Genomic DNA, 18,125 nt, shown 5'->3' with positions numbered 1-18,125 from the left:
GGGTGGCACGACCTCGCACGATCACCGACGAGCGGATCCTGAACGCCGTCGCGGCGGTCATCGACCGGCGCGGACCGGAGTTCACCGTCGCGGACGTGGCGGCGGAGGCGGGGGTGTCGGTCGGGGCGGTGGCCAAGCGGTTCGGGTCCAAGAGCGGACTGCTGCAGGCGTTGACGAAGGCGGGGACCGAGGAGGTCGCGCGCCGGATGCGCGAGGCGGGCACTGTCCGCGACGCGCTGATGCTGTGGTTCGACCGGCTGGCCGACCCGGTGGTCGCCACGAACAACCTGGCACAGCTCGGGGTCGACCTGATCGACCCGGAGCTGCGCGCGCTGCTCGCCCAGCACTACGCGGTGCTGGAACGGGAGCTGGAGACGTTGTGCGCGGCGGAGATGCTGCCGCCGAACGCGGCGCGCGTCCTCGCCGCGCTGGTGTACGGGATATCGATGGACTGGTCGGTGCGCCCGCGCGGTGACCTGATGGCGCGCATGGGCGAGGACATCGACCTGGTGCTGGAAGGGATGCGCTGAATGGCTACCTGGGCGGAGTTCGCGGCGGAGCAGCCCGCCATGGCCGCGTTCGCGGAGGGCAGGTTCGCCGCGGACCGGCACGCGCTGCTCGCGACCCTGCGCAAGGACGGCTCGCCGCGGATCAGCGGCGTGGAACCGGACTTCAACCGCGGCGAGCTGTGGGCGGGCATGATGCCCGGTTCGTTGAAGTCGAAGGACCTGCAACGCGACCCGAGGTTCGCGCTGCACTGCATGAGCACGACCGCGTCGATGACGGAGGCCGGTGACGCGAAGATCAGCGGCACCGCCGAGTTCTGGACCGACAAGGCGAACTACCTCAAGGACCTGTTCGACCGCACGGGATGGGATCCGGGCGAGATCGACGTGTTCAGGTTCGATGTCACCGAGGTCGTGCAGATGACTGTCGAGGGCGACGAGATGGTCGTCCTGTCTTGGCACGAGGGAAGGGGAACTCGCCGTGTCGTCAAGAAGTGAGCCCGATCTGAGCGGGAAGGTCGCGGTCGTCACCGGCGCCACGCGTGGTGCGGGACGGGCGATCGCCGTGGAGCTCGGGGCGGCGGGCGCGACGGTGTTCGTCGCCGGCCGCAGCACGCGGGAGCAGCGGTCGGAGGTCGGGCGGGCGGAGACGATCGAGGACACCGCCGAGCTCGTGGACGCGGCCGGTGGCAAGGGGATCGCCGTGCGCTGCGACCTCACGAAACCGTCCGATGTGGACGCTCTGGCAGCGCGCATCGAGAAGCTGGACGTCTTCGTCGACAACGCGTGGGGCGGCGAGAACCTCGTCGAGTGGGGCAAGTTCTGGGAGCACGACCTCGACAGGCAGTTGCACATGTGGCGCAACGGCGTCGAGACCCACCTGGTCGCCATCCACAAGCTGATGCCGCTGGTCCTGAAGTCCGACGACGGCCTGGTGGTCGAGGTGACCGACGGCGAGGACGGCGAGGCGTACTTCGTGAACCTCCCGTACGACGCGGTGAAGAACACCGTGCGGCGGTTCGGCGAGGTGCTGGCCAAGGACCTGAAGGACCACCCGAACGTGACGGCGCTGGCCGCCACACCGGGGTTCCTGCGCTCCGAGCAGATGCTGGAGGGCTTCGGCGTCACCGAGGAGAACTGGCGCGACGCGATCAAGGACGTGCCGGACTACGCGTTGTCCGAGACGCCGCACTACCTCGGCCGCGGCCTCGCGCACCTCGCGGCGGACGAGAACCGCAGGCGTTTCGCCGGGCAGTGCCTGTCGTCGTGGAAGCTCAAGCGCGAGTACGGGTTCACCGACCTCGACGGCTCGCAGCCCGACTGGGGCCACTGGTGGGACGACGTCGTGAAGCCGCGCATGGCGGGTCAGGTCGTCGAGGCCGACCCGGAGAAGTACCGCTAGGGCGGTGACCACCAACCCTTGCCGGGTTGTGGTCACCGCACTAGGCGTCGCCGGGGCGGACGAGACCGGTCTCGTAGGCCAGCACCACCGCCTGCACCCGGTCTCGCAGCTCCAGCTTCGCCAGGATCCGTCCGACGTGCGTCTTCACCGTCGCCTCTGACAGGAAGAGCTTGCGGGCGATCTCGGTGTTCGACAGGCCCTTCGCGATCAGCACGAGCACCTCGCGCTCGCGTTCGGTCAGCACGTCGAGCATCGAGGCGTCCCGCAGCTCACCACCGCCGTCGCCGAGGAACCGGCCCAGCAGCCGCTTCGTGACCGACGGCGAGACCACGGCGTCGCCCGAGGCCACCGCGCGCAGGGCCGACACGAGGTCGGACGGCGGGGTGTCCTTCAGCAGGAAGCCGCTGGCTCCGTTGCGCAGGGCCGACAGCGCGTACTCGTCCATGTCGAAGGTGGTCATGACCAGCACCTTCGCCGAGTCGGCCTCGGCGATGCGCTTGGTGGCCTCCACCCCGTCCATCACGGGCATGCGGACGTCCATCAGCACGACGTCGGGACGCAGCTTGTCGGCCATCTGCACGGCGTCGAGGCCGTCGGCCGCCTCGCCGATCACGTCGATGTCCTCCTGCGCACCCAGCACCATGCGGAAGCCCATGCGCATGAGTTCCTGGTCGTCGACCAGCAGCACCCGAATCACTCGATCACCCTATGCGGCCAGTGGGAAGATCGCGCGGACGCGCCAGCCCCCGCCGGGGTTGGGACCCGCCTCGAACTCGCCACCCAGCACCGCAGCCCTTTCCCTCATGCCGATCAGTCCGTTGCCGCCGGAGACCTTGACCACGTCGTGGGGTGTGCCGAAGCCGTTGTCGGTCACCTCCAGGCGCAGCTCTTCCGGCGTGCGAGCGAGCCGGACCAGAGCGGTGGTGTCCGCTCCCGCGTGCTTGATGACGTTCGTGAGTGCTTCCTGCACGATCCGGTAGACGCTCAGGCCGACGCCCACGGGCAGGTCGTCCACGTCACCGGTGATCTCCAGCTGCACCGGCACGCCGGCGGCGCGGGTGTTCTCCGCGAGCTCGACCACACCCCGTGCGTCGGGCTGGGGAGCCCACTGCGTCTCGGCGTCCTCGCTGCGCAGAACGCCCAGCAGGCGGCGCATCTCGGTCAGTGCGAGGCGGCCGGTGTCGGCGATCGTGCGGACGGCGTTCTCCGCCATCTCCGGTTTGGTCCTTATCGTGTACGCGGCGCCGTCGGCGTGGACGATCATCACGCTCACCGCGTGGGCGACGACGTCGTGCAGTTCGCGGGCGATCCGGGACCGCTCCTCGCCCACCGCGATCTTGGCCTGCTGGTCGCGTTCGGTCTCCAGCAGGAGCAGCCGCTGTTCCATCTCGCGCTGGTAGGCGCGGCGGGCGCCGATGAACTCGCCCATGGCCCAGCTGAACCCGAAGATCACGGAGATCAGGAACACGAAGAACACGGCCTGGATCTCGCCGACCCGGAAGACCGCCCACAGGAACGTGCCCGCGAGCAGCCACCCCGTGTAGATCAGCGCGGTCTTGCGGTTCGTGTACGCGACGAGCGTGTACAGCGCCACGGCCAGCGCGAAGTCGGACATCCGCACCGGTATGCCGTCGGCGCCGCCGTGCGTGAACAGCTGGAGGAACGCGCCCCCGAGGATCAGGTAGCTCGCGCCCAGCGGGTGGTGGCGCCGGAACGGCAGCGGGCCGAGCATCAGCAGCGTCACGGCGAGGAAGGCCGAGAAGGACACGCCCCTGTCGATCCCGGTGACCGCGAAGCCCAGGTCGAAGATCAGCAGAAAACCGGCGATCAGGGAGTCCCCGAACGCCGGATGAGACTTCATCCACAGGCTGAACCGCCGCACCGGACAAGATTAGGTTCGGATCGAACTTCCGCGCGTCGCGCCACGGGCTGACCCTGCGTACGACTTCAGTGTGAGTTATTGTGTCGAGGGGTTGATACAAAACTGAGGGGGTGGCGCGGTGTACGACGTACTGGTCTCGGCCGGCATCGGCCTGGTGCTGCTGGTCCTGTTGTGGCCCACGCGGTCGACCGGCAGGCGCCTGCTCAAGAGCTGGAAGGTCACCGATCCGACGCCCGCCCAGATCGACGACGCGATCCGGTACCTGAAGCGGCGGCGGTTGCTCTACCCGTGGCTCTTCGTCGGCCTGTCGTTCGTGCCGTTCGCCAGCGGTCGCGGTCTGGGGTCGCTCGCGGCGATCGTGCTCGGGGGCACGTTGCTCGCCGAGCTGATCGCCTTGTCGCTGCCGCGCGAAGGCCGTCAGCGGTCGGCCTCGCTCGCCCCGCGCGGCCTGTTCGACATCGCCTCGCAGTACGTGCTGGGCGCGTACGCGGTGGTCGTGTTGTTCGGGCTGGTGTGGCTCGTCGTGAACCTGCAGATCACCCAACTGCCCGTCTTCGTGGTGTCCGTGGCCGCGGTCGCGACGGTCGTCTGGGCGGCCGTCGCCCGTCCGGTGGACGGTGACGAGGAGGTGGACCGGGTGCTGCGCACCCGCAGCGTGCACGTGTCGGCGGGCATCGGCGCGGCCATGATCTGCGCGCTCATCGGCGGCGGCTACCTGTTCCTGGGCGTCTTCGCGTGGGTCCTGATGGCCAACACGAACGTCGTGTCCAAGAAGATTGCTTGGTGAACTCTCCCCGGATCGTCGTAGACGTCGAGAACGGTGTCCCGCCGTGGCGCCAGGTCCGGGACCAGCTCGTCCGGTTGATCAACGGCGGGGTGCTGCCGGTCGGGTCGCGGTTGCCGACGATCCGGCAGCTCGCCGCGGACCTCGGGCTCGCCGCCGGCACGGTCGCGCGGGCCTACCGGGAGCTGGAGACGTCGGGCGTGATCACGACAGGACGAAGGCAGGGCACCGTCGTGGCTGCCCTGCCTTCGCATGCACCGGACCCACTCTCCGCCGCCGCGGCGGAGTACGTCGCCATCGCTCGGTCGCTCGGCGCCAGTGAGGGGGAGGCACTGAACGCCGTGCGAGCCCACTACGTGGGTGAGTAAGGCGACTCGATCTTGGGTGCGGGTCGCGGTTCGCCGATGTGCGCCTGACGTTCTTCCTGGCGCTCCTCGTAGATCCTGTGCTCTTCCGCCATCTGGTCCGCGAGCTGCTGCTGCATCTGGCGATCCCTGATCCTTGCCAGGATCGCCATGGTCGCGCCGTGAGCCAGTGCCAGCAGCAGGAGCACCACGCCCAGCTTCACGACCACGTCCTTCACCGCGTCACCGGTCTCGATCTTGATGACCGAGACCAACGCGAGCAGGCCGAGCACGACGAGGTGGAAGAGCACGGCCGTCAGCTTCATCATGCCGCTGGCCTGCTCGTCGTCGTACGCAGCGCGCCTCAGGTATCCCTTGCCGCTGTGGTAGATCAGCTGGCCGTCGACCACGACCAGGACGATCCCCAGCACTAGGAACGTCACGTAGCTGTCACCCATGCGCTGTGGCTACCCGCGCACGCACGCGCACAAACCGTGGCACGATCAGTGCTCGTGACGGCGCTGCAGGGACAACAACTGGCCGGTCCGCTGTGCGCGGCGGTGGCCAATTTGTGCGTTGCCCTGCAGCCGCAGGTGTCGCCTCGGACGGCCGCCGGTTTCCAGGAGGTGCTGCGCCGCCTGCACGCGCCGTTGCAGGTCGCCGTCGCCGGCCGGATCAAGTCCGGCAAGTCGACTCTGGTGAACGCGTTGATCGGCCGCCGTGTCGCGCCCACCGACGTCGGCGAGTGCACACGACTCGTCACGCGCTATCAGTACGGCACGGTCGATCGCATCGAAGTCGTGCTGCGGGACGGCAGGCGGCAGGTGCTGCCGTTCGACGCGAACGGCATGATCCCCGCTTCTCTTGGCGTGGAAGGCATTTCGCACATCGAGGCATATCTGACGAACGCCGTGCTGCGCGACTTCACCGTCATCGACACACCGGGACTCGGTTCGCTGGACGCCGGCTCGGTCGCCCGCACCGAAGAACTCCTGGATCCCGTGTCCAGCAACGCCGTCGCGGGTGCCGAGGCCGTTCTCTACGTCGTGACGCAGGGCGTGCGCGCGGACGACCAGTCGACGCTGGCCGCCTTCACCGCCGCGACCGCGTCCCGCGAGGCAGGTCCGGTCAACGCCATCGCCGCGTTGAACAAGGTCGACGCCGTGGCGCCAGAAACCGTCGAGGGTTCGGAGGGCGACGTCTGGCGCGCGGCGCAGATCCTCGCGGCGAAGCAGGCCGACCTGCTCAAGCCGCGCGTCGCGGACGTGCTGCCGGTGATCAGCCTGCTCGCCGAGTCCGCGGAGACCGGGGAGTTCACGTCGGCGGACGCGGAGGCGCTGCGGGCGTTGGCGGCGCTGGACGCGGACACCCGCACGATGATGCTGATGTCCGGCGACCTCTTCACGTCGTGGGAGTGCGACGTCGCGGCCGGCGTGCGGTCCCGGTTGCTGGAGAAGCTGGACCTGTACGGCATCGGCCGCGCGCTGGAGGCCCTGGACGCCGAACCCGCGCTGCCCGCGGGGGCGTTGCGGCGCGTGCTGTTCGACGCGTCCGGGTTCGCCGCCGTCCGCGGCCGCCTCGACGCGGTCTTCCGCGCGCGTGCCGACGGCATCAAGGCCGCCGCCGCGCTGGCCTCCGTCACGTCGCTGGCCTCGGGTGATCCCGGCGAACGGCAGCGCGTGCACGACGCGATCGAGGTCCTGCTGGCCCGTCCGGAGGCGCACCAGCTGAGGCTGCTGGAGGCGTTGACGCTCGTCTCGTCCGGCACCGTCGCGCTCGCGCCCGACCTGACGGACGAGGTGCTGCGCGTCGGCAGCACCCCCGACGTGGCCGCCCGGCTGGGCCTGGTGGGCAGGCCGGGCGCGGAACTGACGGCGTTCGCGCTGGAAAGAGCCGGTTGGTGGCGTTCGTTCGCCTCCTTCGGGGCGACCCCCGCGCAGGCTCGAGTGGCGCACGTCGTCCACCGGGCGTATTTCCTCATCTGGCAGCAACTACGTGCTGGGGGGCACCGATGAGCGTGAACGGAACCGAACACCCCGATCTGGCGTCGGACGACGGTGTGGAGACCATTGCCGACGAGCTGCTCGACCAGGCGCTGGCCGAACGCCGCGCGCTGGTCCAGCTGTGCCTGTACGCGCTGGACCGCGCCAGTGCGGGCGTGGTCGCACGCATCGAGGAAGGCCTGTCGTCCATAGGGGTCGTGGCGGTGCGGGCGGACGGTGAGCGCTTCGACCCGTCGCAGCACGAGGCAGGCGGCGCCGTGCCGACGGACGACCTGTCGCTGCAGGGCCTGGTCGCCGAGACCGAGGTGCCCGGCTTCCGCGACCGCGGCCGGACCCTGCGGGCCCCGATCGTGACGGTCTACACGGCCCGATGAGCAACCTCTCGCAGACGGTCCGGCAGACCCGCGAACGCCTCACCTCTCTCGTACGCGACCTCGACCCGTCGATGGCCGACTGGGTAACGCGGAGCGCAACGCCCGAGGTGTCGTCGGTCGTGATCGTCGGCGAGACGAACCGCGGCAAGTCGTCGCTGGTCAACGCCCTGCTGGCAACCCCAGGCCTGTCTCCGGTGGACGCGGACGTCGCCACCTCGACGTACCTGGTCTTTCAGCACGGCCCGTCGTGGGCGGCCCGAGCCTGCTACCCCGGCCTGCTCGCGCCGGTCTCGTTCCCGCTGCCCGCACTGATCAACTGGGTCTCCGCGGCCCACGACCTCCCCGAGGGCGAACTACCCCCGCGCTACGTCGAGGTCGACGCCCCGATCCCGCTGCTCGAACGCATGTCGGTCGTGGACACCCCTGGAGTAGGCGGCCTGGAGTCCGTGCACGGCGAACTGGCCCTGGAGGCCGTCACCTCGGCGACCGCCCTGGTCTTCGTGGTCGACGCCTCGTCCCCGTTCACCCGCGGTGAGCTCGACTTCCTGAAGCGTGTCGGCGACCGGGTCGAAACCGTCGTCTTCGCCCTGACCAAGACCGACCAGTACCGGGGCTGGCGCCAGGTCCTGGACGCAAACCGAGCCCTGCTGGCCGAACACGCCCCCCGCTTCGCCGACGTGACCTGGTACCCGGTGTCGTCGCGCATGTTCGGCATGGCCGCACAGGCCCCGAACCCGGACGCGGCCTCCATGCTCCGCGAGCGTTCCGGCATCTCCGGTCTGCAGACCGCCCTCCAGGAACTGGTCACAGGCCGCGCCGGCATGCTGGCCGAAGCCAACGCCCTCCGCGCCCTCTCCACAGTCCTCGCCGAACTGGTCGTACGCCTCGAACACGAGAAGCGCGCTCTCTCCGTGGGCGAAGACGAAGCAGCAGTGCTCCGCGCCCGCCGCGAAGAACTCCAGACCGAACGCCGTTCCTCGACCAGAGGCTGGCAGGTCCGCCTCCGAGGCGAGGTCCAGCGGGCCCGCATCGAGAACTCGCACGAGATCTCCCGCCAGATGCGCGACCTGCAAACGTGGTACCGCCAGGCCATCGACGCGGCCGACCGCACGGCCCTGGCGGGTCTGCCGGGCCAGGTCGACACGGCCCTGCAGGTCGTCTCCAGCCGAATCTCCACAGCGCTGTCCGTACGCCTCGCCCAGGTGACCGACGCAGTCCTCGCGACGCTGTTCTCCGCAGAGGAACTGACCCTGATCCGAGGCCAGTTCGCCCGAGGCGAGCAACCGCCAGTGGTGTTGCGCCCCAAGGAGAAGCGCCCTCCGACAGCCGAGGACAAACTGCTGGTCTTCATGGGCGTCTCCGGCGGCTTGGGCGCGGGCAAACTGGCCGTCATGCCCCTGGCCGGTTTGGGCATAGCCGTGCTGAACCCGATCGTCCTGCCCGTCACCATCGCCCTGGGCCTCGGCGCGGGCTGGTGGATGGCCCGCACCCGCACCCACACCGCGGAGAAGCAGCACGTCAAGCAGTGGCTGTCCGACGCCATCGCCGATGCTCGCTCCACAGTGGACCAACTGGCCGCCGAGCAGCTGATCGAGGCCGAGCAGGCGCTGTCGTTGGCGTTGGACGAGGCCCTGGCCAAGCGCATCGAGGCGATCGAGGCGGAGCTGCGGGAGGTGGACCGGGCGTTGCGGATGGAGGCCGGCGAGAGGGGTCGCGAGCTGCAGTCCGCGACCCGTCAGTTGGCCGAGGTGGAGTCGGGGCAGTCGAAGGCCGAGGAGCTACTGGGCCGGATCAGGTCCGTGCGAGACCGAGCTTAGGAACGCCCGCCACGCGTGCGACGAGACGTCGAACAACGGCCCCTCGGCGTTCTTCGAGTCCCGAATGGACACAACGCCGCTGCTCAGTCGCACTTCCACGCAACTGTCATTACTGCTACCGCTGTGGCTGCTCTTGGTCCACGCGAACAAGTCAGGTGCTCCTTGCCAGAAAACGAATGAGAGCACCGCGGCTGTCCTGTGGGCTCAGGGCGATGTCCTGCGCCGCCGCGAAGAGCCGTCTCATCGGTCCTGTGTCAGCAGGCTGGTCGAAGTACTGCGACGGCCCCCAGACCGCGGGAGCGAACGTGATCATAGTGGCGTTCTCGAATTCCAGCGACACCAACCCGCCGCCCAGCAGGGGGTTGTTGCCGACGCTGAGCGGCACGATCCGCACCTCGAGGTGGGGGTGCTGGTCAAGCAACCCGAGGAGGTACACCACCTGCTGGCTCATCACTGCCTCGTCGCCGACCACCCGCAGAAGCGTTTCCTCGGTGAACACGATGTCGATCTGCTCTGCGTTCCCGAGTTCGAACACGCGCCGCTGGGACTGCAGCCGGAACTCGATCCGTTCGGCCGTCTCCGCTTCCGACCTCACCGCGCTGGCGGCATCCATCAGCGCTCTGATGTACGGCTCCGACTGCACGATCCCCGGCATGACTCCGGCCTCGTAGTAGCCGATCCGCTTCGCTGCAGCCAGCATGTCGGTGAACCGCAGGTAGGAGTCTGGCAAGGTGTCGAGATAACCGGCTCGTGGTTGTCTGCGCCTGCTCGCCTTGCCGAGAGAAAGAATGGTCTCGCGGTCTGACGACGTGACGCCGTAGAGATCGAGCAAGCGGACCAGCTCGTCCAACCCCAGTGCGCCCTTGCCGTTCTCGACCTGGCTCAACCTGCCGGCGCTTCTGCCGATCGCGTTGGCAGCGTCCTGCTGCGCTACTCCTGCGGCCAGCCGATGGCGCTGGAGCGTCAATCCCAACTGGAGACGCTCCGCCGTCTGCCTGGCTTGACCCACGCGGCTGCCACCCTTCATACGCTTAGGCGAGCGACTTTAGCCTCAAGTAGTTCTAAAGTTAAGTCTAATATGAGCTGACTGGGGCGAAGATGAGGTTGACCATGGGCGTCAGGCGCGAGTGGCTCCTTCGCTGCAGTGACAGCTACGCGGACAGCGCGGTGTGCGAGGTCAGCGTCAGCGCCGGAACCGTGGAGATCGCCGGCCCGGAAGGTCCCTCCTTCACTCTCGCCGGTGCGCAGATGCGGGAGTTCCGCGACGCCCTGAACGCGGCCATCGACCAGAGCGACGACGACCTTCACGCCCCGTGAGGTTGGCCGGGGAACCAAACCGGCATAACGTGGGTCATACCGGTACATGAGCAGGCATGGAGGTGTGTCCCGGTGTACATCGACGAGAACGGTGCGGCCGACGCCGAGCTGAAGGTGACCGTCGAGGACGAGGAGTACACCGCCGACGTCACCTTCGACCTCGACCAGGACGGCGTGAACGACTCCGCCGTCGTCGAGACCGATGACGGCGGTCATCTCGCGTTCACCGACACGAACGGCGACGGTGACGCCGATCTGATGAGCACGTTCGACAAGGACGGCAATCTCCTGAGCCAGGCGCGGTTCGAGGAGAATTCCGGTGAGTGGGTCGCGGTCGATCCGAACGACTCGCAGCAGGAAAAGACGAATTCGACTTCCAAGCAGTCGATTGTCGTGGAGACCGACGACGGTGAACGAAACGTCGGTCAGGCCACCGAGGACACCGACGGGGACGGCAAGGCTGACACCGTTGTCGTCAAGGACGACGACGGCGACACCTGGTTGTTCACCGACAAGAACGGCGACGGCAAGGCCGACGTGGCGACCGAGATCACACGATCCGGCGAGGTCACGATGTCGGAACACCGCGGTGACGACTGGGTCGAGGTCGAGCACGGCCACATCGAGTCCGACGGCCGGTACGTGACGGACTCGAAGAGCGGCATTCTGGACGACTCGGACGACTGGCTCGAGGAAGAACGGTTCGACGGCGTCGTCCGAATCGATTCCACAACGGGGCAGTGGATCAGCCCGAACTGACACCAGAACTGAAGCGCAGGTCACAGGCCCCGATGTGGTGAGAACCGCATCGGGGCCTCTTGTGTTTTTCCCACCTCAAGCCGGCCTTAACGCCGTCCGAGTGCTGAATCGATTCCAGAATCGGTTTTGTGAGCGAAGCGACAGGCTGGGGGTGCTTTACCTGCCATTCACCGGGCTAACCTCGGTCCAACCCCTTCCACGCACGCCCGGCCCCACCGGGCGTCTGGAGCTATTCCCGAGGACGACGAAGTCCTGCACCGGACCACCACGTGCTCGGGTTGCCGAGGCGTTCAGTCAGGAGACGAGACGAGATGACGGCAGTGACCATTCCCGGTCTCGAACAGGCACCCACCAACCACGCGCAGCTGCTCGCATGGGTTCAGGAAGTCGCTGAGCTGACCTGCCCCGACGAGGTTGTTTGGGCCGACGGGTCTCAGGGCGAATGGGACCGTCTCACGAAGAAGCTCGTCGACGCCGGCACGTTCGTGCCGCTCAAGAAGAAGCCCAACTCGTTCTGGGCCGCCTCGGACCCCAGTGACGTCGCCAGGGTTGAGGAGCGCACGTACATCTGTTCGGTGCGCGAGGAGGACTCGGGCGCGACGAACAACTGGATGGACCCTTCCGAGATGAAGGCCATCATGACCGAGCTCTACCGGGGCTGCATGCGTGGCCGCACGATGTACGTCATCCCGTTCTGCATGGGCCCGCTCGACGCGGAGAAGCCGATGCTCGGTGTCGAGATCACCGACTCGGAGTACGTCGTCGTCTCCATGCACATCATGACCCGCATGGGCACCAGGGCGCTGAAGCTGTTCGGTGAGGACGCCTCGTACGTCCCCGCGCTGCACTCGCTCGGCGCCCCGCTGGAGCCGGGCCAGGAAGACGTGCAGTGGCCGTGCAACACGACCAAGTACATCTCGCACTTCCCGGAGACCCGCGAGATCTGGAGCTTCGGCTCCGGCTACGGCGGCAACGCGCTGCTGGGCAAGAAGTGCTTCTCGCTGCGCATCGCGAGCGCGATGGCGCGCGACGAGGGCTGGCTCGCCGAGCACATGCTGATCCTCAAGCTCACCTCGCCGGAGAACAAGGCGTACTACATCGCCGCCGCGTTCCCGTCGGCCTGCGGCAAGACGAACCTCGCCATGCTGGAGCCGACCATCCCCGGCTGGAAGGTCGAGACGCTCGGCGACGACATCGCCTGGATGCGCTTCGGTGAGGACGGCCGCCTGTACGCGGTGAACCCGGAGAACGGCTTCTTCGGCGTCGCGCCCGGCACCGACTACCACACCAACCCGAACGCGATGCGCACCATCGCGAAGGGCAACTCGCTGTTCACGAACGTCGCGCTGACCGACGACGGCGACATCTGGTGGGAGGGCATGGGCGAGCCCCCGGCCCACCTCACCTCGTGGAAGCACCAGGACTGGACGCCGGACAGCGAGGAGCTCAGCTCGCACCCGAACTCCCGGTACTGCACGCCGATCGAGCAGTGCGACATCAAGGCGCCGGAGTGGGAGGACCCGAACGGCGTCCCGATCAGCGCGATCTTCTTCGGTGGCCGCCGCGCCACGACGATCCCGCTGGTCACCGAGTCGCGCGACTGGCAGCACGGCACCTACATGGGCGCCACGCTGTCGTCGGAGACCACGGCCGCCGCGGTCGGCAAGACCGGTGTCGTGCGCCGCGACCCGATGGCGATGCTGCCGTTCATCGGCTACAACGCCGGCGACTACTTCCAGCACTGGGTCGACCTCGGCAAGCGCGCCGACGCCGACAAGCTGCCGAAGATCTTCTACGTCAACTGGTTCCGCCGGGGCGAGGACAAGCGCTTCCTGTGGCCCGGGTTCGGCGAGAACTCGCGCGTGCTGAAGTGGGCCATCGAGCGCATCGAGGGCAAGGCCGCCGCGCAGGAGACGCCGATCGGTTACGTGCCGACCGCGGCCGACCTCGACTTGGACGGCCTGGACGCGTCGCGTGAGGACATCGAGGCCTCACTTGAGTTCAACGCCGACGAGTGGCGTGCCGAGATCCCGCTGGTCGAGGAGTGGTTCGCCAAGATCGGCGAGAAGGTGCCGACCACGCTCCGCGACGAGCTGGCTGCCCTGAAGCAGCGCCTGGGCTGAGCGGCGCGGCCCGGCCCGTTGGCGGGCGGATTCACGCCCAGCAGGGCACGTCGCGGCACCGCCCCCACGCCCCCGTACAACCAGTACGGGGGCGTGGGGGCGGCACCACGACGCACCCGTCTGACCGCGAATCCGCCCGGCAACGTTCCGGGCCACACCGCTTCCCAGGTGTTCGCAGAAGCCCCATCGGTCAACGGCGACCGGTGGGGCTTCTCCATGAGGTACTACTAGTCGTGTGAAGCAGGACGACTTCCTCGGCGGGCTGAACTTCGACGGTTCGACGCGCGATGTGGAGGTCGGCCCGACGACGGGCATCGTGCGCTACTACCCGGTGCCCCCGACCGCCGAGCCGGCCCGCACGTCGTGGTGGCGCTACCTGCTCGTGTTCGGGCTGGGGTTGGCCATCGGCGTGGTCGCCGGCGTGGTCCTGTGCAGCGAATTTCTCTGAGTCAGCCCAGCTCATCGTCCACTTGGGATGAAGTTGTCCACAGTTGTGGACGGACTTGTGCACATGTTGTGGATGGCTGTGGACAAGCCTGGGGACTGCTCCGCGGGTCGTGAAAATGCTCTTGCACCAGGAATGAACCTGGACCCTTCCGGGAACGTCTTAGGTATGTGATGGCGGTCACAAAGATCGTCACCGGAGGCGGAACGGGAGGTGTGCCGTGGGTATCGCAGGAATCGCGATGTTGGTGCTGTCCCTGGCCGCCGTGTTGATGGTCGTGATCGCCGGGTCAGCTCGGGAGCGGGTTGTCGCGGATGCCGAGGAGGGTGCCGGTGAAGGCCTTGGTGGACTCCGCGTAGCAGACGGCGTTGGTCCAACCCTCTGACCAGGCCTGCGAGCCGGGGTTCCGCCACGCAGGGAACACGTCCGTGCGCTTGGTCGAACCCAGGTAGTCGTGCACGGCCTTGGTGCACTTCTCGTTCGCGATGGAGTTCATCTGCTCCTTGGACGGAGCGGGGTCGGTCGACTTGCCGAGCGACACGACACCGGCGGGCACTGCCTCTGCCAGGTGCGCGGTGTTGCAGGCGACGACCTTGACCTCCTGGTCCTTCGACGGCGAGCCCTGGGTGCAGGTCTGGAACGTGCCGAAACCGTTGTCCTTCAGGATGTCGCGCACGGAACCCTTGCGCGCCAGCGGCTTCTCGTCGGGGCTGATCTCCACGACGGTGCACAGCCGCCAGCGCTGGCCGTCCTTCCAGCCCTGCTCGTTCGGCCAGAAGGCCCACACCCGCAGGCGCGTCGAGTCGGCGTCGCCGCTGCCCAGGTACTCGCTGAGCGTCTGGCGGCACGGCGGGAGAGCGGCCTTGCGCAGCGCCTGCGTGTCCGGGTAGGTCGACGGCAGGCCGCTCATCTCACCGACGCTCATGACCTCGGCCTCGTGCGAGTCGGTGCACTGCAGCACCTTCAGCTCGTAGGCGTTCATGCACTGCCCCGTTTTCGGCAGCGTGGGCGCGGAGGCGGAGGCCGTGGACGGCATCGGTCCGGGGACCGCCTGCCCTCCCACCTGAATCGCGCACGCGGACAGCGTCAACGCGCTCAGGACAATTGCCACCGCCAGCCGCACACGAGTCACACCACAGAGACTAGGGCCTTCACTTGGTCGGCGATGTCCCGACGCTGTTTTTCGAACGCCGCATCGGTCAACGCGGCCGGATCGGCGGGCTGTCCGAGCACCGGCGTGTGGAGATGTCCACCGAGGACGTTCGTTGCGCCGTAACCGATTCGCAGCCTGTTGGCCCGGTACATGCTCTCGTTGGAGAGGTAGTCACCACCGCCACCGGAGGCCGCGACCCTGCCCGGAGTCGGCTGGTCCGTGCGGCACGACTGCTGCGAGCCGACGACGACCCACTCGCAGAAGGCCAGGTTGTAGTTCACGGTGAACGGCCCGGTGCCCGCGTCGATCATCTTCTGGTGCGGCAGCGAGGTCTCGATGAACTCGTTGGTCGGCTGCGGCCAGCCGGGAGCGTTCGGGACGCTGCCGTACGAACCGACGTTGTTGTTGTCCGCGAAGCCACCGCGCCAGCGCGCCGCCCACCGCTCGATGTCGAACCGGCCGGGCCTGCCCTGGCTGATCGTCACGAACGCGTCGGGCTTCTGGCCCAGCGCGGTGCCGTAGAACTGCTCCACGACACCCTCGTCGAACCCGCCCCACAGCACCGGGAGCACCGAGGCCTGCAGCACGACCTTGCCCTCCGGCGTGGAGATCTCGCGTCCGTCGAGCTGCAACGCCGCCGCGCCGGCCGGGTTCGCGCGCCGCACGTTCACACCCGTGAGCTGGAACGGGTCGAAGCCGGTGACGGCGATCCTGCGCACGCCGGGCTTGGCGGGGAACGCGGCGTCGCTGAGGCCGCGGGACGCCCAGTCGAACTTCTGGAGGAGCGTCGCGCGGTCGTGCGGTGACAGGGCGAAGCGCGGCCTCCACTGGCGCAGCGCGGAACTGAGCTGCAACCGCGCCCAGTAGAGCGGCCGGTCGTCGTAGGCGTCGTGCGCCTGCGGTGCCGTGCTCTGAGCTCTCGCGACGGCGGCCTTCCACAGGGCGTTGCCCTCGCGTTCCACGAACTGCTGCGCCTGCTTCGGCAGGACCTGGCGGCACAGCTTCGCGGTGAAGTCCGTGACGCGGCCGTCGAACCCGGCCAGCTTCACGAGCGACGGGCCGACGGCGGGGCCGCCGACGACGAGCACGTCGTCGAGCCGCTGTTCCTCGACGGTCAGCGCGGCGGTGGTGTCGTAGCAGTTCGCGTTCTGCGCGTGCGCGACGGCAGGGCTCAGGGTGACGGCGAGAGCGGTCAGTCCTACCAGTCCGGCGATGGTTTTCACGTAGTCGATCCTCGACGCAAAGGGCCACCCGCCGTAACCGACGGGTGGCCCATAGTGTTGCCGATTTGATCTCAGTGGGCAGCGATGGGCTTGACCCGCGGGTTGTCCTCGTCGACGTGGTAGTCCGACGGGTCGGTGTGGTCGACGCCGTTGGGGGCCTTGGCCTTCTTCGCGATCAGCGTGACGATCACCGCGACCAGCAGGTTGACGAACAGCGCGACGATGCCGACGTAGATCTGCGTCGTCGAGGCGCCGAACGGGTGCCACCCGAAGATCGAGATGTTGCCCAGCGGCAGCGCGGAACCGGCGAAGTGCGCCTTGCCCACGGCCGGGTTGCCGATGTTGTAGAGCAGCCACATGCCGTAGCCCATGCCGCCGATCCAGCCGGCGACCAGGCCGTACACGTGGAACCAGCGGGTGTAGAGCGCGATCGCGACCGCGGGCAGCGTCTGCAGGATCATGACGCCGCCGATGAGCTGCAGGTCGATCGAGAACTGCGGGTCGACGAACACGATGAACGCCACGGCGCCGAACTTCACCACCAGGGAGGCGAGCTTGGCCTGCTTGGCCTCCTCCGCCGGGGTGGCGTTCTTCTTCATGTACTCCTTGTAGACGTTGCGCGTCCACAGGTTCGCCGCCGCGATGGACATGATCGCCGCAGGCACCAGCGCGCCGATGCCGATGGCCGCGAACGCGATGCCCGCGAACCACGACGGGAAGTTCGCGCCGAAGAGCTCAGGCACGATCGTGTTGGTGTCCGGACGGCCGGTCGCCTGGTTGACGATCGGCTTCGTGCCCGCGCTGATCGCCACGAAACCGAGCAGTGCCAGCAGACCCAGCAGCAGCGAGTACGCCGGGAGCGCGACCATGTTGCGCTTGATGACGTTGCGGCCGCGGCTCGCGAGGATGCCGGTCAGCGAGTGCGGGTAGAGGAACAGCGCCAGCGCGGAACCGAGGGCCAGCGTGGCGTACTGCAGCTGGTTCGTGCCGGTGAGCAGGATGCCGTCGGCCTTGCTCGGCGTCGCGTCGAACTTGGCCTGCGCGTCGTTGAAGATCTCGCCCCAGCCGCCGAACTTCGAGGGCAGGTAGATGATCGCCACCAGGATCACCAGGTAGATCAGGATGTCCTTGACGAACGCGATCAGCGCCGGCGCCCGCAGACCCGACTGGTAGGTGTAGAGCGCGAGGATCAGGAACGCGATGAACAGCGGCAGGTGGCCGAGGATGCCGGAGCCGTTGAGGCCCATCGACCGCAGCACCGCTTCGAGGCCGACGAGCTGCAGCGCGATGTACGGCATGGTCGCGACGATGCCGGTGATCGCGATGAGCAGCGCCAGCCAGTGCGAGCCGTAGCGGCCCTTCACGAAGTCGGCGGGCGTGACGTAGCCGTGCACGCGGCTGACCGACCACATCCGCACCAGCGGCAGGAAGACCAGCGGGTACAGGATGATCGTGTAGGGCAGGGCGTAGAAGCCGAGCGCGCCCGCGCCGAACATCAGCGCCGGCACCGCGACGAAGGTGTACGCCGTGTAGAGGTCACCACCGACCAGGAACCACGTGATCCAGCTGCCGAACTTCCTGCCGCCGAGACCCCACTCGTCGAGGTGTTCGAGCGTGTCGCCCTTCTGCCACCGCGCGGCCAGGAAGCCCATCACGGTGACGAGCAGGAAGAGGGCGCTGAAAACGATCAGCTCTGTCCACTGCATCAGTTCGCTCCCTCGTCCAGGTCGTCAACGCCGAGCTTGTCGGGCTTGCCGGTGACCACGGGCTCGTCCTTGGTCTTCACGTAGACGATCCCGACGCACAGGACGCCGAGCGGCACGAACAGGAACTGGTACCAGTAGAAGAACGGCAACCCGAAGATCCGGGGCTCGTCCTGGTTGAACCACGGCGTGATGAGCATGAACAACGGGAGTATCAGCAGCAGGTTCCAGTTGCTCCAGCGCAAGCCGGTCTTGTGGTCCGACGGCATGGTGGCCCTCCGTGTACGCGG

21 protein-coding genes are annotated in these 18,125 nt (G+C 68.0%); 12 read left to right on the top strand and 9 right to left on the bottom strand.

Translation table 11 applies throughout. The features are described from left to right. The first annotated feature begins 2 nt into the window (after nucleotides 1-2). From ACFWN2_RS28600 to ACFWN2_RS28590, 3 genes are read left to right on the top strand one after another with little or no spacing between them, the layout of a single operon-like run. Nucleotides 3-530, top strand: coding sequence for a TetR/AcrR family transcriptional regulator (locus ACFWN2_RS28600; RefSeq protein ID WP_382432522.1), 528 nt, complete (start codon nucleotides 3-5; stop codon nucleotides 528-530). Continuing rightward, nucleotides 531-1,004 carry a pyridoxamine 5'-phosphate oxidase family protein gene (locus tag ACFWN2_RS28595; protein ID WP_382432520.1) on the top strand — a complete coding sequence of 158 codons (474 nt, stop codon included), beginning with the start codon at nucleotides 531-533 and terminating at the stop codon, nucleotides 1,002-1,004. Further along, a complete protein-coding gene (locus tag ACFWN2_RS28590) occupies nucleotides 988-1,908 on the top strand; it encodes an SDR family oxidoreductase (protein ID WP_382432518.1) in 921 nt (306 codons plus the stop codon). The genes ACFWN2_RS28595 and ACFWN2_RS28590 overlap by 17 nt, the downstream gene beginning before the upstream one ends. A gap of 40 nt (nucleotides 1,909-1,948) precedes the next feature. On the opposite strand, the gene ACFWN2_RS28585 is transcribed toward ACFWN2_RS28590, so the two are convergent. Together ACFWN2_RS28585 and ACFWN2_RS28580 are read right to left on the bottom strand one after the other, a co-directional pair. Then, nucleotides 1,949-2,605: a response regulator transcription factor gene (locus ACFWN2_RS28585; protein WP_355297838.1), complete on the bottom strand. Its 657-nt coding sequence runs from the start codon at nucleotides 2,603-2,605 to the stop codon at nucleotides 1,949-1,951. A 9-nt stretch (nucleotides 2,606-2,614) separates the two neighbouring features. Then, nucleotides 2,615-3,790: a sensor histidine kinase gene (locus ACFWN2_RS28580; protein WP_382432516.1), complete on the bottom strand. Its 1,176-nt coding sequence runs from the start codon at nucleotides 3,788-3,790 to the stop codon at nucleotides 2,615-2,617. A gap of 118 nt (nucleotides 3,791-3,908) precedes the next feature. On the opposite strand from ACFWN2_RS28580, the gene ACFWN2_RS28575 reads away from it, so the two are divergent. Beyond that, on the top strand, nucleotides 3,909-4,577 hold the full coding sequence (locus ACFWN2_RS28575) for a hypothetical protein (RefSeq protein ID WP_382432514.1): 669 nt from the start codon (nucleotides 3,909-3,911) through the stop codon (nucleotides 4,575-4,577). Further along, nucleotides 4,574-4,942 (top strand): GntR family transcriptional regulator, encoded by a 369-nt coding sequence (locus ACFWN2_RS28570; protein ID WP_382432513.1) that lies wholly within the window; start codon nucleotides 4,574-4,576, stop codon nucleotides 4,940-4,942. The genes ACFWN2_RS28575 and ACFWN2_RS28570 overlap by 4 nt, the downstream gene beginning before the upstream one ends. On the opposite strand, the gene ACFWN2_RS28565 is transcribed toward ACFWN2_RS28570, so the two are convergent. Then, nucleotides 4,927-5,376 (bottom strand): hypothetical protein, encoded by a 450-nt coding sequence (locus ACFWN2_RS28565; protein WP_382432511.1) that lies wholly within the window; start codon nucleotides 5,374-5,376, stop codon nucleotides 4,927-4,929. The genes ACFWN2_RS28570 and ACFWN2_RS28565 overlap by 16 nt on opposite strands. 54 nt (nucleotides 5,377-5,430) lie before the next feature. On the opposite strand from ACFWN2_RS28565, the gene ACFWN2_RS28560 reads away from it, so the two are divergent. The 3 genes from ACFWN2_RS28560 to ACFWN2_RS28550 are packed head-to-tail and all read left to right on the top strand — an operon-like array spanning nucleotide 5,431 to nucleotide 9,112. Next, a complete protein-coding gene (locus ACFWN2_RS28560; protein WP_382432509.1) occupies nucleotides 5,431-6,933 on the top strand; it encodes a dynamin family protein in 1,503 nt (500 codons plus the stop codon). Continuing rightward, nucleotides 6,930-7,295: a nucleotide exchange factor GrpE gene (grpE, locus tag ACFWN2_RS28555; RefSeq protein WP_382432507.1), complete on the top strand. Its 366-nt coding sequence runs from the start codon at nucleotides 6,930-6,932 to the stop codon at nucleotides 7,293-7,295. The genes ACFWN2_RS28560 and grpE overlap by 4 nt, the downstream gene beginning before the upstream one ends. Then, nucleotides 7,292-9,112: a dynamin family protein gene (locus tag ACFWN2_RS28550; RefSeq protein ID WP_382432502.1), complete on the top strand. Its 1,821-nt coding sequence runs from the start codon at nucleotides 7,292-7,294 to the stop codon at nucleotides 9,110-9,112. The genes grpE and ACFWN2_RS28550 overlap by 4 nt, the downstream gene beginning before the upstream one ends. Here ACFWN2_RS28550 and ACFWN2_RS28545 read toward each other — a convergent pair. Further along, on the bottom strand, nucleotides 9,074-9,205 hold the full coding sequence (locus ACFWN2_RS28545) for a DUF397 domain-containing protein (protein ID WP_382432786.1): 132 nt from the start codon (nucleotides 9,203-9,205) through the stop codon (nucleotides 9,074-9,076). The two genes, ACFWN2_RS28550 and ACFWN2_RS28545, sit on opposite strands and share 39 nt — an antisense overlap. Nucleotides 9,206-9,263: 58 nt before the next feature. Next, nucleotides 9,264-10,121 (bottom strand): helix-turn-helix domain-containing protein, encoded by an 858-nt coding sequence (locus ACFWN2_RS28540; protein WP_382432500.1) that lies wholly within the window; start codon nucleotides 10,119-10,121, stop codon nucleotides 9,264-9,266. 89 nt (nucleotides 10,122-10,210) lie between these two features. On the opposite strand from ACFWN2_RS28540, the gene ACFWN2_RS28535 reads away from it, so the two are divergent. The 4 genes from ACFWN2_RS28535 (at nucleotide 10,211) to ACFWN2_RS28520 (ending at nucleotide 13,759) form a co-directional block, all read left to right on the top strand. Then, nucleotides 10,211-10,429 carry a hypothetical protein gene (locus ACFWN2_RS28535; protein WP_382432498.1) on the top strand — a complete coding sequence of 73 codons (219 nt, stop codon included), beginning with the start codon at nucleotides 10,211-10,213 and terminating at the stop codon, nucleotides 10,427-10,429. Nucleotides 10,430-10,501: 72 nt separating this feature from the next. Further along, the gene (locus ACFWN2_RS28530) at nucleotides 10,502-11,188 is read left to right on the top strand and encodes a DUF6802 family protein (RefSeq protein ID WP_382432496.1); all 687 of its coding nucleotides are present in this window, start codon (nucleotides 10,502-10,504) and stop codon (nucleotides 11,186-11,188) included. A gap of 311 nt (nucleotides 11,189-11,499) precedes the next feature. Next, on the top strand, nucleotides 11,500-13,311 hold the full coding sequence (locus tag ACFWN2_RS28525) for a phosphoenolpyruvate carboxykinase (GTP) (RefSeq protein ID WP_382432494.1): 1,812 nt from the start codon (nucleotides 11,500-11,502) through the stop codon (nucleotides 13,309-13,311). Nucleotides 13,312-13,546: 235 nt separating this feature from the next. After that, on the top strand, nucleotides 13,547-13,759 hold the full coding sequence (locus ACFWN2_RS28520; RefSeq protein ID WP_382432492.1) for a hypothetical protein: 213 nt from the start codon (nucleotides 13,547-13,549) through the stop codon (nucleotides 13,757-13,759). Between the two features lie 286 nt (nucleotides 13,760-14,045). Here ACFWN2_RS28520 and ACFWN2_RS28515 read toward each other — a convergent pair whose 3' ends face one another. From ACFWN2_RS28515 to ACFWN2_RS28500, 4 genes are all read right to left on the bottom strand, one after another. Further along, the gene (locus tag ACFWN2_RS28515) at nucleotides 14,046-14,888 is read right to left on the bottom strand and encodes a septum formation family protein (protein ID WP_382432490.1); all 843 of its coding nucleotides are present in this window, start codon (nucleotides 14,886-14,888) and stop codon (nucleotides 14,046-14,048) included. Further along, nucleotides 14,885-16,132: a hypothetical protein gene (locus tag ACFWN2_RS28510; RefSeq protein ID WP_382432488.1), complete on the bottom strand. Its 1,248-nt coding sequence runs from the start codon at nucleotides 16,130-16,132 to the stop codon at nucleotides 14,885-14,887. The genes ACFWN2_RS28515 and ACFWN2_RS28510 overlap by 4 nt, the downstream gene beginning before the upstream one ends. A gap of 71 nt (nucleotides 16,133-16,203) precedes the next feature. Continuing rightward, complete coding sequence (gene mctP / locus ACFWN2_RS28505; protein WP_382432486.1) at nucleotides 16,204-17,838, bottom strand: monocarboxylate uptake permease MctP; 1,635 nt, start codon at nucleotides 17,836-17,838, stop codon at nucleotides 16,204-16,206. Then, entirely contained in the window at nucleotides 17,838-18,104 is a 267-nt protein-coding gene (locus ACFWN2_RS28500; protein ID WP_382432484.1) for a DUF3311 domain-containing protein, read from the bottom strand. Before ACFWN2_RS28500 ends, mctP begins: the two co-directional genes overlap by 1 nt. Between the last annotated feature and the right edge of the window lie 21 nt (nucleotides 18,105-18,125).

Origin of the sequence: Lentzea sp. NPDC058436 (genome assembly GCF_042721515.1) — a bacterium.
Taxonomy (GTDB): domain Bacteria; phylum Actinomycetota; class Actinomycetes; order Mycobacteriales; family Pseudonocardiaceae; genus Lentzea.
Note: the sequence above shows the minus strand (reverse complement) of the source record. Positions and strands in the feature narration are given on the sequence as shown.

Bases quoted from the DNA above. Each gene is read 5' to 3' on its own strand.
- ACFWN2_RS28550 (WP_382432502.1), top strand. From the start codon at position 7,292: ATGAGCAACCTCTCGCAGACGGTCCGGCAGACCCGCGAACGCCTCACC.
- ACFWN2_RS28500 (WP_382432484.1), bottom strand. From the start codon at position 18,104: ATGCCGTCGGACCACAAGACCGGCTTGCGCTGGAGCAACTGGAACCTG.
- ACFWN2_RS28595 (WP_382432520.1), top strand. From the start codon at position 531: ATGGCTACCTGGGCGGAGTTCGCGGCGGAGCAGCCCGCCATGGCCGCG.
- ACFWN2_RS28565 (WP_382432511.1), bottom strand. From the start codon at position 5,376: ATGGGTGACAGCTACGTGACGTTCCTAGTGCTGGGGATCGTCCTGGTC.
- ACFWN2_RS28525 (WP_382432494.1), top strand. From the start codon at position 11,500: ATGACGGCAGTGACCATTCCCGGTCTCGAACAGGCACCCACCAACCAC.
- grpE (WP_382432507.1), top strand. From the start codon at position 6,930: ATGAGCGTGAACGGAACCGAACACCCCGATCTGGCGTCGGACGACGGT.
- ACFWN2_RS28535 (WP_382432498.1), top strand. From the start codon at position 10,211: ATGAGGTTGACCATGGGCGTCAGGCGCGAGTGGCTCCTTCGCTGCAGT.
- mctP (WP_382432486.1), bottom strand. From the start codon at position 17,838: ATGCAGTGGACAGAGCTGATCGTTTTCAGCGCCCTCTTCCTGCTCGTC.